10 protein-coding genes and 1 tRNA gene are annotated in these 13,509 nt (G+C 54.5%); 3 read left to right on the top strand and 8 right to left on the bottom strand.

Annotated elements, in window-relative coordinates; translation table 11 throughout:
• Nucleotides 1-34: 34 nt before the first annotated feature.
• The 3 genes from pglZ to AC1MEA_RS18050 all read left to right on the top strand — a co-directional run bounded on the left by pglZ (nt 35) and on the right by AC1MEA_RS18050 (nt 4,928).
• Nucleotides 35-2,659: a BREX-1 system phosphatase PglZ type A gene (pglZ, locus tag AC1MEA_RS18060; protein ID WP_480416968.1), complete on the top strand. Its 2,625-nt coding sequence runs from the start codon at nt 35-37 to the stop codon at nt 2,657-2,659.
• Nucleotides 2,660-2,673: 14 nt separating this feature from the next.
• Nucleotides 2,674-4,713 carry a protease Lon-related BREX system protein BrxL gene (brxL, locus tag AC1MEA_RS18055; RefSeq protein ID WP_480416967.1) on the top strand — a complete coding sequence of 680 codons (2,040 nt, stop codon included), beginning with the start codon at nt 2,674-2,676 and terminating at the stop codon, nt 4,711-4,713.
• 71 nt (nt 4,714-4,784) lie between these two features.
• Entirely contained in the window at nt 4,785-4,928 is a 144-nt protein-coding gene (locus AC1MEA_RS18050; protein WP_480416966.1) for a hypothetical protein, read from the top strand.
• Nucleotides 4,929-5,133: 205 nt separating this feature from the next.
• On the opposite strand, the gene AC1MEA_RS18045 is transcribed toward AC1MEA_RS18050, so the two are convergent.
• From AC1MEA_RS18045 to pheS, 8 genes are all read right to left on the bottom strand, one after another.
• Nucleotides 5,134-6,939, bottom strand: a complete 1,806-nt coding sequence (locus AC1MEA_RS18045; protein WP_480416965.1) for a hypothetical protein — start codon at nt 6,937-6,939, stop codon at nt 5,134-5,136.
• The gene (locus tag AC1MEA_RS18040; RefSeq protein ID WP_480416964.1) at nt 6,936-7,418 is read right to left on the bottom strand and encodes an ABC-three component system middle component 2; all 483 of its coding nucleotides are present in this window, start codon (nt 7,416-7,418) and stop codon (nt 6,936-6,938) included. The genes AC1MEA_RS18045 and AC1MEA_RS18040 overlap by 4 nt, the downstream gene beginning before the upstream one ends.
• The gene (locus AC1MEA_RS18035) at nt 7,411-8,448 is read right to left on the bottom strand and encodes an ABC-three component system protein (RefSeq protein ID WP_480416963.1); all 1,038 of its coding nucleotides are present in this window, start codon (nt 8,446-8,448) and stop codon (nt 7,411-7,413) included. Before AC1MEA_RS18035 ends, AC1MEA_RS18040 begins: the two co-directional genes overlap by 8 nt.
• An 806-nt stretch (nt 8,449-9,254) precedes the next feature.
• Nucleotides 9,255-9,331, bottom strand: a tRNA-Pro gene (locus AC1MEA_RS18030).
• Nucleotides 9,332-9,421: 90 nt separating this feature from the next.
• Nucleotides 9,422-9,778: a MerR family transcriptional regulator gene (locus AC1MEA_RS18025; RefSeq protein ID WP_219061984.1), complete on the bottom strand. Its 357-nt coding sequence runs from the start codon at nt 9,776-9,778 to the stop codon at nt 9,422-9,424.
• Entirely contained in the window at nt 9,759-10,061 is a 303-nt protein-coding gene (gene ihfA / locus AC1MEA_RS18020; protein WP_002553164.1) for an integration host factor subunit alpha, read from the bottom strand. Before ihfA ends, AC1MEA_RS18025 begins: the two co-directional genes overlap by 20 nt.
• Nucleotides 10,062-10,064: 3 nt before the next feature.
• Nucleotides 10,065-12,443 (bottom strand): phenylalanine--tRNA ligase subunit beta, encoded by a 2,379-nt coding sequence (pheT, locus tag AC1MEA_RS18015; RefSeq protein ID WP_480416962.1) that lies wholly within the window; start codon nt 12,441-12,443, stop codon nt 10,065-10,067.
• Between the two features lie 36 nt (nt 12,444-12,479).
• On the bottom strand, nt 12,480-13,496 hold the full coding sequence (gene pheS / locus AC1MEA_RS18010) for a phenylalanine--tRNA ligase subunit alpha (protein ID WP_219061986.1): 1,017 nt from the start codon (nt 13,494-13,496) through the stop codon (nt 12,480-12,482).
• Between the last annotated feature and the right edge of the window lie 13 nt (nt 13,497-13,509).

Below are 13,509 nucleotides of genomic sequence, written 5' to 3'. Positions count from 1 at the left end.
TCGTTTCCAGTTTCAGGCTTAGGCGAATAAGTGCATGGACACCCAACAACTGACCCAAGGCCTGAATCAGGCATTCTTCAAAGAACACCACCGCATCGTTTTCTGGTACGACCCTGAGCAGGGCTTCACGGATGAACTCGGCCAGCTTGATCTGCCCGGCGTTCAGGTGCTGAACATGCAAGGGCATTCCACCTTCGGTACCAAGCTCAAGCTGGAGCTCGAGGACACTGGAGGTAAGTACCTGCTTTATTTCCCTTGCGCAGAACCAGACGCGAATGATGACTGGCTGCTGGACATCAAGCTGTACTCGCGCAGTTTCTACGCTGACAAGGTGTCACTGATATTCAATGACCTGGGCTTGCACCAGCAGGTGCTCCGCGAACATCTAGCCAAGCGTGAGCGCTTCCTTAGCAGCAAGGCTCGTCTAGCTAGCCTGAAGCGTTTGATCCAACCAACTGACACTGAGCATGGGTTGGATCTGGCGATGATTGCCGTTGTGCTGGGTGCAAGTGGCAGTGACGTCATGACGCTGGTTTGCACCGTGGCTGATGGTGCCGTACGTGACGATTTGGGTCTTGAGCAGAATCCAGCGGTCATCGAGGAGCTGTACAAGTTCGGCCTAATGCCAGCGTTGCTGCAGGCCTTGCGTGAAGAGGTGGGCTATCCGGCCTCCATCGAGGAGATCAGTGGAGATAAACCCTTCAGCTTTGGGCATTTCCTTATTCGACTGCTGGCAACCGGGTTCTGCGAAAGCATCGGCGATTTACCCAACTGGGCCTCAGCGATTGTTATTCCGTCAGCCAGCGCACGCGCTACTTCACGTGCACTGCTTTCCCGCTGGCGTGACAGCTCACGGTTTTACCAGGCCTATGATGAGATTTCCGGCTGGGTCGGTGAGGCCCTGCATATCACCCAGAAAATTTGTGAAATCTCGTTGGAGAGCTTGGCCAATGTTGCGACCTTCGAAGCCGTCGAGCGGCAGATCATTGTCGACCTGACCAAGGCTATTCCGGAGGCAGATCCGCGTGACCTCGGCCTGTTTTCGAAGATCATCTCCGAGCGACTGGATAACTACTGGGCGACTCGCCATAAGGATGATGAGACACGCCGCAAGTACCGGCTGCTATACACGGCGCTGTCGGCTGCAATCGACCTATTTACGCAGCGTCACCAGCACGCTGCAGGCTTCCATTTCGCCAGCACCGAGGCGTTGTACAAAGCCTATGAGAGTGAGTTGTACCGTTTTGACACGGCTTACCGCCATTATTTCGCTGCCTCTCAGCGCGCCCACGTCGAGTTGCTGAAGAAGCTCGATGAAGCCGTCGAGCAATGCTATGCCTATTGGTATCTCGATCAGCTCGGACGCTCATGGGGCGACCGTGTTGAGGCCGAACAGCGCTTGGAGCGCTGGAAAATACCTGGCGTACCTAACCAGCAGAATTTCTATGAGCGTTGGGTAGCGCCCTTGTTGGAGGGGCATCGTAGCAAGCGCGTTGTAGTGATCATCAGCGATGCCTTCCGCTATGAAGCCGCAGTCGAGCTGTGCCAGCGTATCAATGAAAAGCGTTACAGCAAGGCCAGCTTGAATAGCCAGTTGGGCGTATTGCCGAGTTACACCACGCTGGGCATGGCATCCCTGTTGCCACACCAGGCACTGGAGTATCGCGAAGGCAGTGATGGTGTTTTCGTAGACGGACTCAATACTGGCAACACCATCGCTCGCGACAAAGCTCTTGCCCGGCATGGCGGCATGGCCGTGACCGCACTCCAGGTCAAAGAGTGGTCCCGTGACGCTGGGCGTGAAGCGCTGAAGGATCAGCAGCTGGTTTACGTCTATCACAACGTGATTGATGACCGCAGTGACAAAGGCGGCGGCTCCGAGGTGGATACCTTCCACCACGTCGAGTTCGCCATTGAGGAGCTGACCGAGCTGACCCGCAAGATCCTCATGCACTTCAACACCAGCACGGTGTTGATCACGGCCGATCATGGGTTTCTCTTCCAGCAGAGCAAGCTTGAGGCGGCGGATCGCACTTCACTCGCAGAGAAGCCGGATAGTTCGATCAAGAGTAAGAAACGCTATGTCATTGGCCATACTCTGCCTGCTGCCAAGGATGTCTGGCAGGGATCGACCAAGAAGACCGCGGGCACAACATCGGACACTCAGTTCTGGATACCCAAAGGCGCGAATCGTTTCCACTTTGTCGGCGGTGCACGCTTCGTCCATGGCGGGGCCATGCCTCAGGAAATCGTTGTGCCTGTGCTGACGGTAAACCAGTTGCGCGGTGAGAAAGCGGAGAAACGCACCAAGCGCAAAGTCGGGGTGATCTCGCCGAAGTCAGCCCTGAAGATGGTCACCAATATCCAGCGCTTTGACCTGATCCAGACCGAGTCGGTCAGCGAGCAGGTGTTGCCGGTTACGGTTGCTGTGTCGATCTACGAAGGGGAGCGACCGGTCTCCAGTGAGGAGGTTGTGACGTTTGACTGTGCGACGGACTCCATGAGCGAGCGCCTTAAGCAGGTACGCCTGTCACTATCAGGCAGCGATTTCGACCGGCAGAAAGATTACTTCCTGGTGATCCGCGATAAAGATTTGAACACTGAGCTTGAGCGCTACCGTGTGACGATTGACCTGGCCTTCACCGACGACTTTTTTTGAGAGCACGACACTAGATGGAAACCCAAGTGGATAAAGATCTCGATCAGTTGCTCAATGAGCACTTTGCCGGTCGCGTGGTGCGCAAGGATCTGACCAAGCTGATAAAGGAAGGCGCGAACGTACCGGTTTACGTGCTGGAGTATTTGCTGGGTATGTACTGTGCGTCCGATGACTCAGAGGTGATCGAACAGGGCCTGAAGAACGTCAAGAAAATTTTAGCGGAAAACTATGTTCGACCGGATGAAGCCGAGAAGGTCAAGTCTCTAGTTCGCGAGCGCGGCACGTACAAGGTGATCGACCGAGTCACCGTGCGACTGAATGAAAAAAAAGACCGCTACGAAGCCTCTTTCAGCAACCTCGGCATCAAGGACGCTGAGATCTCTGCTGGCATCGTCAAAGAATACGAAAAGCTCCTTGTAGGCGGCATCTGGGTGATCGCAACGCTGAGCTATTACCACGAGGAAGGCCAATCGGGATCTCCTTTTGGCGTCACGCTTCTCAAGCCGATCCAGATGCCGAACATGAACATGCAGGAGCTGTTCACCGGGCGCACTGCGCTGAATACATCGCAATGGCGCGAGGCCTTGATCCGCTCCATAGGGATGGAGCCCTCGACCCTGGATGAGTCAGTGCAGTGGCATTTGCTGGCCCGCATGGTTCCCTTCGTGGAGAACAACTACAACGTCTGCGAGCTCGGCCCACGCGGTACCGGCAAGAGCCATATCTACAAGGAGTGTTCTCCGAACAGCATGCTGGTCTCCGGCGGGCAAACCACCGTTGCTAACCTGTTCTACAACATGAGCAGTCGCCGCATAGGTCTGGTCGGTCTTTGGGATGTGGTGGCCTTCGATGAGGTGGCCGGCATCAACTTCAAGGACAAGGACGGTGTTCAGATCATGAAAGATTTCATGGCCTCCGGTTCTTTCGGTCGCGGTCGCGAGCAAATGGAAGCCTCGGCCTCCATGGTCTTCGTCGGAAACATCAACCAGAGCGTTGAATCGCTGGTAAAGACTAGTCATCTGCTGGCCCCGTTCCCTGAGCAGATGATCGACGCAGCCTTTTTTGACAGATTCCACGCCTACATTCCTGGCTGGGAAATCCCAAAAATGCGTCCGGAGTTTTTCACCAACAGGTACGGACTAATCGTCGATTACCTGGCTGAGTTTTTCCGCGAAATGCGCAAACGCAGCTTTGCCGACGCCATCGACAAACATTTCAAACTGGGTAATAACCTTAACCAGCGCGATGTGATCGCAGTACGCAAAACAGTATCCGGTCTGCTTAAGCTACTCTACCCGCACGATGTGTTCACCAAAGAAGACGTGCGCCAGTGCCTCGAATACGCACTTCAGGTCCGCCGACGCGTGAAAGAACAGCTAAAGAAGATCGGTGGAATGGAGTTCTACGATGTTCACTTCAGCTATATCGACAACGAAACCCTTGAAGAACACTTCGTCACCGTAAAAGAACAAGGCGGTGGTGGTCTTATCCCTGAAGGGCCAGGAAAGCCCGGATTTATCCACACTATAGGCTTGAGCGGCAAAGGCATGCCTGGGCTATATCGGATCGAACTGCAGGTGACCAAGGGTACTGGCAAGCTAGCTACCTCAGGTCTATGGAACTCCAGCTCTGCCAAAGAACAGGTGAAAATTGCCTTTGACTACTTCAAGGCCAACGCCTCGCGCATCAGCGCCTCGGCTAAGGTGCTGGAGCACGACTTCCATTTACATGTGGTTGAACTGCAAAACACCGGCCCTCTTACTCATATGGCACTACCCAGCCTAGTAGCTTTTGCTTCAGGCCTAATGGGCAGGCCTGCGCAAGGTCAAATGGTAGTGCTCGGCGATATGAGCTTGGGCGGTAGCATCACGCCAGTTGAAAGCATCGCCGAGTGCCTGCAAGTGGCTTTCGACGCGGGAGGCAAGCGCGTTGCGCTTCCAATGAGCAGTGCCAAGGACATCCCTAGCATCCCAGCCGAACTGTTCACCAAGTTTCAGACCAGCTTTTATGGCGAACCAGTAGAGGCTGTATTTAAGGCAATGGGCGTGGATTGAAACAAGTCATCTATTAGCCCGCTTACGATTTTGAGGTGGGCTGCTTGTGCATTACTCGAAGGCCATCTGCAATGCGGAATCAGAATCGACGCTGGTTCCGCCGTGACTTGCTGGTGCTGCACAGAAAGATGCTCCACCACGCCGACGCCACCAAACTCACTGAGTCGGGTGGTATCGACGTGGTCGTCCAATCCCTAGCTTCTACCCACCGTTAATTTGCTTTGCCTGTTTAGCTGCGTGGCCGAAACATGTGCTCGTCGTAGACAAAATCGATGATGTTTTCGACTTTAACCCGGCTGATCGCCGGGTCGCACGGATTGAGCATGATATTGCGCTCAAGAGGTAACACCGCAGACGGAATGATCAGTCCAAGTTACGTACTACCCTTAGCAAAGTACCGCTATAGGGATTGGCACGATGCTAAATCGGGAAAAAGCCACGACGACCCTCTGCTTCACCTACGCCAACAAACTCTGTATGGGCGAGACGCATCTGCAACTGACCGTCTGGCTCCTCATTTTCTAGCACAATGATCTGACCAGACTCCTGGCGATCCGCGAGCCAAGCGTAGAATTTGTCCTTAACGGTCGGATCAAGTGCCTCTTCCGGATTGTTGCTGCCGTGCTTTGGATCTTTGTAAGTAACCACTGGGGAGTCGATGACGATCAATCCAAGGTGAGGATTTCCTTGGTGGAGTGCACGTTCCATTAATGCAACAGCCAACGCGGTCAGAAAGATCCCGCGCTTACCCTTTCCGAACGACACGCGCTGTCGGTTGTTGATGTGAATGTCAGCGTCGTCTTCGTCAAAATGGACCGACTCCACCATTGGTACACCCCATGCCGTCAGCAGCTCCGAGATTCGGCGACAGAGCTCAGTGGCGCTGGTGGAGAAGTCGCGTGAAATAGATTGTTTTTGTCGCTTCGTCTTTGCCTTCATACCAACAAGACGCGCATTGAGCGTATCAATCCGCTCGAAGTTCCTGGCTGCCATAGCCATCTCAGTTCGTCGTGCGGTAAGTGTTCCTAAATAGTCGGCTTCCATATTGGGCGAAGCCGGGCGAAGAAGCCTAGCTTGCTCGCTCAGGTTGGCAGCCGCTTCACGCTGAAAGCTCGTTTCCCGACAGCGCGAACTCTCGATGTCTTCATCGATGTCTGATAGTGCGATCGCAAGCCCCTGCCTCAGAGCATTGATCTTTGATACCTCCGCGCGAGCCGCCTCCCGTAGCATGTCGCCCTGTTCTAGATGGGCATGGTTACGCTTATGATTCAGATCCGTCCGACACAGTGGGCAGGGCTGGGATTCGAAGGTCTCGACAATCTCCGAGGCCGTGATCAACGAACTGAGTCGATGTACGTCGTTTTGATATTTCTCGTCCAGAAGCACAAACCGGCCCTTCGCTTCTAATACCTCGGCAAGCTCTGCCTGCACATCCCTAAGGCCGTCTTCGAGACTTTCGTGCGCTGTCTTTAGCTCCGTTAATTCCTGAGCGTTAGTCCTAAGGAATGTCCCGACTTCTCGAAGCTCATGCTCGATCTTCGTAAGTCCTTCTGCGCAGTCCTCTTTGGACCATGTGCTCGGAATATCGGCATGTAGCGCTTTCAATTCGTCTTCGATCGCCTGCACATGACCTTTAGCGATATTACGTTGATCAGTTTTAACTGTGAGAGTCGCTCCCGAGTCATCCACTCCAATCAAAGCCAGCATAATCACGGACTGAAAGCGCATCTTGAGAAGCTTGTCTTTCCCTTTCAACGGGACCTTATCCAAGGTACGAATTTCGTCAAAAAGACTCAAAAAGCGCAGGTCGTTTGCAGTCACGTTACCGAGAGTTCCGGCTTTAACGAGAATCCTGTTCCCTGACGCCTTACCCCATTCAATTAGATATGGGCCAATTTCTTCTGCGACAGGGGATTGAGGCGACAGCGGTGGCAAAGAATGGAAGCCCGAGTAAACGACTTGACGCTCCTCCAAGAGATCCCGAAAGAAAGTGTACTCAGATCCATCCGGGCCGAGGACTTGTAGAGCAGCGCGCGTATAGCCCTCTGAAAAGCCAACATTTCGCGGATGTTCGTCGCTACCTAAGCAGTAGGCTATGCATTCCTCAATGTAAGACTTGCCCGTATCAGTCGGACCAAATACAAGGTGCGACTCCCCGCCGGGTTTCAGTTCGGCATTGGGTTTATCGGGTCCGGTGAGCACCAGTCCATGGATTGCGATTCTCATACTGCCCTCGGCAAGCCTTCCTTCCCAATGAAATGTGTTCGCCAAAGTCTTCCCTTAGCTCCAAAAATTTCTTCTAGCTGAAAATCGGTGTAACCCCCAAAGTGTTCCGAAACCCAGTTACATCGATCACGTAAATCCTTGGTGTACTGACCTCCTAGGAGGTCAACGAGGGCCGGTCCGCTCTCACCAATGCCATACTTGATCCCCTCTTGTGTAGCCATAGCGTCGACAAATGCTCTAAATGCCATGAGATACAGACCCTGCTCAATTACTTCTCGCCGACTAATGTATTCGGCACCACGCAGCGGAACCGGTGTGTGCAGACTTGGCGGTCCATTCAAATCGCCGGTGTAGATGACTGCATAATCCAGATACATCAGGGTCTGTAAATCGGCCTTCCGTGGATGCAGCGCGTTCAGCAGAAAGACCATCCGCAGTCCTAGCTCGAAGGGGGTATTGAAGACTTCTGAGCTACTCATCGGTGTCTATCCAGCTCAGGCGATCTTGGTTGGCAAGATGATGACAGGCACCTTGGAGGTCACCGGCCTGCAACCGAGCATGCAAGGGGTTGTTAACGACTTGAAGTGCATTGGCGATGGCCAATGTCTCCGTTAGCCTAATCATGCCGCTATCGTGAGGCGTTGCCACTATACCGCCAATACCAATCTCGACTTCAGTGAGGAGCCCATCAAAGGCACCGGAGAGCTTATCTCTACTGAAGCGGTTCAACCCCTCAGCGCTGTAGAACAGCCGACGTTGTGCCACGAAATGTCTCTTCAAATTCCGAGGGATCTCGGGCACCACAGCAACGCAGTTTCCACACTGCTCCTCATACACCAGCAGTAGCGCATCAACATACCGTTGTTCAATGGGGTCTGGTTCCTCGGGCATTTGCGGGTTCGCTCCACGCACGTCAAGCACGCCGAAGTGCTCCCAGTGCTGCGTCTGATTTCTCGAATGAATCTCCAGCAGTTCTTCGGGGGTACGGCGGCCAATAATTTCGAAGGGAAATGTCTGCACAAATAACTTTAGCGCCGGATCTAGACTCCGCTTGAACGTACCAAATTCGCCTTTTTTTTCCTCCCATTGCGCCAGTATCCAGGTGCGCATGCTTTCTGGATTCAGGAGGTAATCGAGCAAAGTCGCCCCAATTCGTAGTGCACAAAGATAATAGCGCCTTGGACAGGTATAGCTTCCGTCGTGCACGCAGGAAAGAAACTTGGCCAGCTCACCTACGATTTGGCTCGGGGAGAGAGTGCTGCTGTAATACTTAGCTTGGTATAGGTCCCAAGTATCCGAAGCAGGTGGATGTACCGTGTACCCACATATATCTCGCCCCTTGTCATTTGCGCCTCCTAGCTTCAGAACCTGCGCGTATTGGCCCTCCTTCTCTAGCTGGCGTGCGCAGCGCTCTATAAACGACTCCCACTGCACGTCATCCATCAGTAGCAAGCGCTGCTGTGGAGTTGGTTCTACCGGACCTGGATGATAAGCACTACTCGAAGACACGGGCCCCCTCCTGGGTAAACTTCATTGCGAATTACACCGCGATCACAAGATTGATTGAACCATATACAGAGGCTATCCAGGCGTCCATAGATGCTTGCTTAACATACAACTCGACTTGGCTCGTTCAGATCGGTGAAAAGGCAGCGTCGCTGCAGGAACGCACGTCCTTGGTCATAGTAGCGACGCCTCTTCGAGCAAGCAGGCACTGACGATGGATGGGCGCGCAGCTACATCGAATCTACTCAATGTGACGAGCTTCGAGAAAGCCTTACTTTGCCAGCCGCTTCGAGCTTTGCCTGACTACCCAGTTCGGGCCTGCCTCCGAACACCAGAAAAATGACCTCCCACAACGCTCATCATGCGACGATCTCCGCTCAAGCAATGCAACGTGATGGGTTCGCGCTTGCGCCGCCTCCTGAGACCATCTGGCTGGCGCCACCCACCTTCACTGTTGCGACAGGTACGGGAACTCTGCCAGCTGCAGGACGAACACATCCGTAAGCAGTTGGTGATCGACCTCGCCCTGATTTGCCATATCCTTCTGGTGGTGATCAGAAAAAAAATCTGAAGACAGCTCGTCGTGTCGATGTCAGCCAGTGCCCGCCAAGAGAAAGTTCGCGAAAAGGAACAGGTCGCAGCCAATACAGTCAGAACTGATCAGCCTTGACAGGCATCAACGCGACGAAGCCCCGCATGGCACTTTACGAGCTTTTTGCTAACGGTGACCCAACGGTGACCAAAATGATCAAAGCCCAGAAACAACAAAGCCCGGTCGTTTCCGAACCGGGCTAAGTCATTGAAATATATGGTCGGGACGGAGTGATTCGAACACTCGACCCCTAGCACCCCATGCTAGTGCGCTACCGGACTGCGCTACGCCCCGACTAGGCGTGAATCTGTTATCGCAACCTGCGAAAAACGATTAGAAATATACCCTAAGCGTTTGAATTATGGAAGTATCTGGACAATCGATTCACTTGCGCAATACCACCAATACATCTTCCAGTTCTGAAATCATCTGGTGGATCATTTGCTTGTATTGCGTGGTGTCGTCCTTCGCCTCATCACTGGACATGCGCAAACGCGCACCGCCGATGGTGAAACCCTGCTCATAGAGCAAGGCGCGGATCTGTCGGATCATCAGCACATCCTGGCGCTGATAATACCGGCGGTTTCCGCGGCGCTTGACCGGGTTGAGTTGAGGAAACTCCTGCTCCCAATAACGCAGAACGTGCGGTTTTACCGCGCAGAGCTCGCTGACTTCACCGATGGTGAAGTAGCGTTTGCCTGGAATGGGCGGTAGCTCGTCGTTATGACTTGGTTCCAGCATAAGCCTCAACTCGGGCCTTCAACTTCTGCCCTGGACGAAAGGTGACCACACGGCGAGCCGTAATCGGGATTTCTTCTCCCGTCTTTGGATTTCTACCAGGCCGCTGGCGTTTATCGCGCAGATCGAAATTGCCGAAACCGGACAATTTGACCTGCTCGTTATCTTCCAGAGCGTGCCTGATTTCCTCAAAGAAAAGCTCTACCAGTTCCTTGGCTTCTCGTTTATTCAGGCCTAGCTCTTCATACAGACGTTCGGCCATCTCAGCTTTCGTCAGAGCCCCCATACGCTACTTCCTTAACGTGGCGTTTAACCTTTCCTCGAGCGAGGTGAGGATTTTATGCGTCGTCGCATTTACCTCATCGTCATTAAGAGTGCGCGATGGATGCTGCCAGGTCAAGCCAACTGCAAGGCTTTTTCTATGCGGATCAATGCCTTTACCCTGATACACGTCAAATAGCCTGAGGTCTGTGAGCCATTCGCCTGCGTTTTCACGAATAACATCCAGCACCGCCGCTGCCGACACATCAAGATCAGCCACTAAAGCAAGGTCTCGACGAACTTCCGGGAAACGCGAAAGCTCCTGGAATTTTGGCAAACGACCTTGAGCCACTTCCGCCAGCACCAGCTCAAAAACGAAAACCGGACGGTCCAGACCCAAGGTTTTCACCAGTTCTGGATGGAGCGCACCCACATACCCAACTTCCCGACCATCACGCTCAATGCGAGCGGTCTGACCTGGGTGCAGCGCCGGGTGATGCCCCGGCGTGAAGCTGAACGCTTCCAGCGCACCGGCAAAACCGAGCACTGCTTCGACGTCGGCTTTGACATCAAAGAAATCAATCGCATCACGGCCTTGTGCCCAACCTTCAGGCAGACGGCTGCCACAAATGACACCTGCAAGCATTGGCTCTTGCTTCAAACCTTCCAATTGACCGACAAACCGCAGGCCGCTTTCAAACATGCGTACACGGTCTTGCTGGCGATTGAGGTTGTACTGCAAGGCCTTGACCAGACCTGGCCACAACGAAGAACGCATGGCGGCCATGTCGACCGAAATCGGGTTGGCCAATAGCAGAGGCTCTACGCCTGGATTGAACAGCTCGAACCATTTTGGATCAATAAAGCTGTAGGTGATCGCTTCCTGATAACCACGGGCAACCAACAAGCGACGCAGCGCAGGCAGATCACCCTGCGCTTCCGCCTTGGCTTGAGGCGCCAGGCGTGCCTGCGGATAACGAACCGGCAGGCGGTTGTAGCCATACAGTCGCGCCAACTCTTCGATCAAGTCGACTTCCAGACTGATATCGAAGCGATGGCTTGGCACTTCTACTCGCCACTGCCCAGCTACTTCAGAAGAAACCTTCAGATCCAGGCCGGTGAGCAGGCGCTCAACCTCAGCCGAATCTATTTCCATGCCCAGCATTTGGCTGATGCGTTCAGCGCGAAGAATGACCGGAGCAACCGAAGGCAGATTCTGTTCGCTGACAGCTTCTACGATCGGACCCGCTTCGCCGCCAGTTATCTCTAGCAACAAGCCTGTCGCCCGCTCCATGGCTTCGCGTGCAAGCTGCCAGTCCACACCGCGCTCGTAGCGGTGCGAAGCATCTGTGTGCAAGCCATAAGAGCGCGCCTTGCCAGCGACCATAATGGTGTCGAAGAACGCGCTTTCCAGAAAAATATCGCGAGTCTTGGCGCTGACGCCACTGTGTTCGCCCCCCATGACGCCGGCAATGGCCAAAGCACGCTGATGATCCGCGATCACCAGGGTGTCAGCACGCAGGCTGACTTCCTGACCATCGAGCAGAACAAGCTTCTCGCCATCTTCTGCCATACGGACGCGTATGCCGCCGTTGATTTCGGCCAGATCGAATGCGTGCAACGGCTGACCCAGTTCGAGCATCACATAGTTGGTGATATCGACTGCGGCATCGATGCTGCGCACATCGGAGCGACGCAGACGCTCCACCATCCACAGCGGCGTCGGGCGGGACAGGTCGACGTTGCGCACCACGCGACCCAGATAACGTGGGCAAGCGGCAGGCGCGAGCACCTCGACAGGACGCACTTCGTCGTGCACGACCGGCACTACAGCCACCTGAGGACGTTTGACTTCAATGGCGTACAACGCGCCAACTTCCCGTGCCAGACCGGCTACCGACAGGCAATCGCCGCGATTAGGCGTCAGATCGACTTCAATGCTCGCATCGTCCAACTCAAGGTAAACACGAATATCCTGACCCACTGGCGCATCGGCAGGCAGCTCCATCAAGCCATCGTTACCCTCGCCCGCTTGCAGCTCGGCAGCAGAGCACAGCATGCCGTTCGACTCAACGCCACGCAGCTTGGCTTTCTTGATCTTGAAATCGCCGGGCAGTTGAGCCCCAATCATGGCAAACGGAATCTTCAAACCAGGACGCACGTTCGGCGCGCCACACACGACCTGGAAGGTCTCTGCGCCATTGCTGACCTGACACACACGCAGCTTGTCGGCGTCTGGATGCTGTTCGGTGCTCAGCACCTCGCCTACCACCACGCCAGTGAATTCACCGGCGGCCAACGTAACGCTGTCGACCTCAAGACCGGCCATCGACAGACGAGCGACCAGCTCGTCGCGGGAAACTGGCGGGCTTACCCAGCCAAGCAGCCATTGTTCACTGAATTTCATCCTGCTCTCCAAATAGATTCGTTACGGGCGTGCGACCTAGCGAAATTGCGCGAGGAACCGCAAGTCGTTGTCGAAGAACAGACGCAAATCATTGACGCCGTAACGCAGCATGGCCAATCGTTCAACGCCCATACCGAAAGCGAACCCCTGGAATTCTTCAGGGTCTATGCCGGACATACGCAGCACGTTCGGATGGACCATCCCGCAACCCAGGACTTCCAGCCAGCCAGTTTGCTTGCACACACGGCAGCCTTTGCCGCTGCACATGACGCACTGGATATCGACCTCAGCCGATGGCTCGGTGAACGGGAAAAAGGACGGACGGAAACGCACCGCCAGTTCTTTTTCGAAGAACACGCGCAAGAACTCTTCGATCGTGCCCTTGAGATCAGCGAAGTTGATATCGCGATCAATCAACAGGCCTTCGACCTGGTGGAACATCGGCGAATGGGTGATATCCGAATCACAGCGATAAACCCGGCCCGGGCAAACGATGCGAATAGGCGGTTGTTGCGTTTCCATGGTCCGCACTTGCACCGGAGAGGTGTGGGTGCGCAGCAGCATGTTCGCGTTGAAATAGAAAGTGTCATGCATCGCCCGCGCCGGATGGTGGCCAGGGATGTTGAGCGCTTCGAAATTGTGGTGATCGTCTTCGACCTCAGGGCCTTCGGCGATGCCGTAGCCAATATGAGTGAAGAATTGCTCGATCCGCTCCAGCGTTCGGGTAATCGGATGCAGCCCACCCGAGGTCTGACCACGTCCCGGCAGGGTCACGTCAATGCATTCCGCCGCGAGCCTGGCGGTCAGTTCCGCCTGCTCCAACGACGCTTTACGCGCATTGAGAACCTCTGTGACACGCTCCTTGGCGACGTTGATGAGCGCGCCGACTTGCGGACGCTCTTCAGCAGGCAAATTACCCAGGGTCTTCATCACCTGAGTCAACTCACCCTTTTTACCAAGGAAGTGAACCCGGATTTGCTCCAGGGCATTGATATCTTCAGCGTGTTGCACGGCCTCAAGTGCTTGAGAGACCAGCGCATCCAGGTTTTCCATTTACAGACTCCAG

This window comes from Pseudomonas sp. ASL8 (assembly GCF_056680355.1).
The sequence above is the reverse complement of the archived record's forward strand: the minus strand, read 5'-3'. Positions and strand labels throughout refer to the sequence as shown.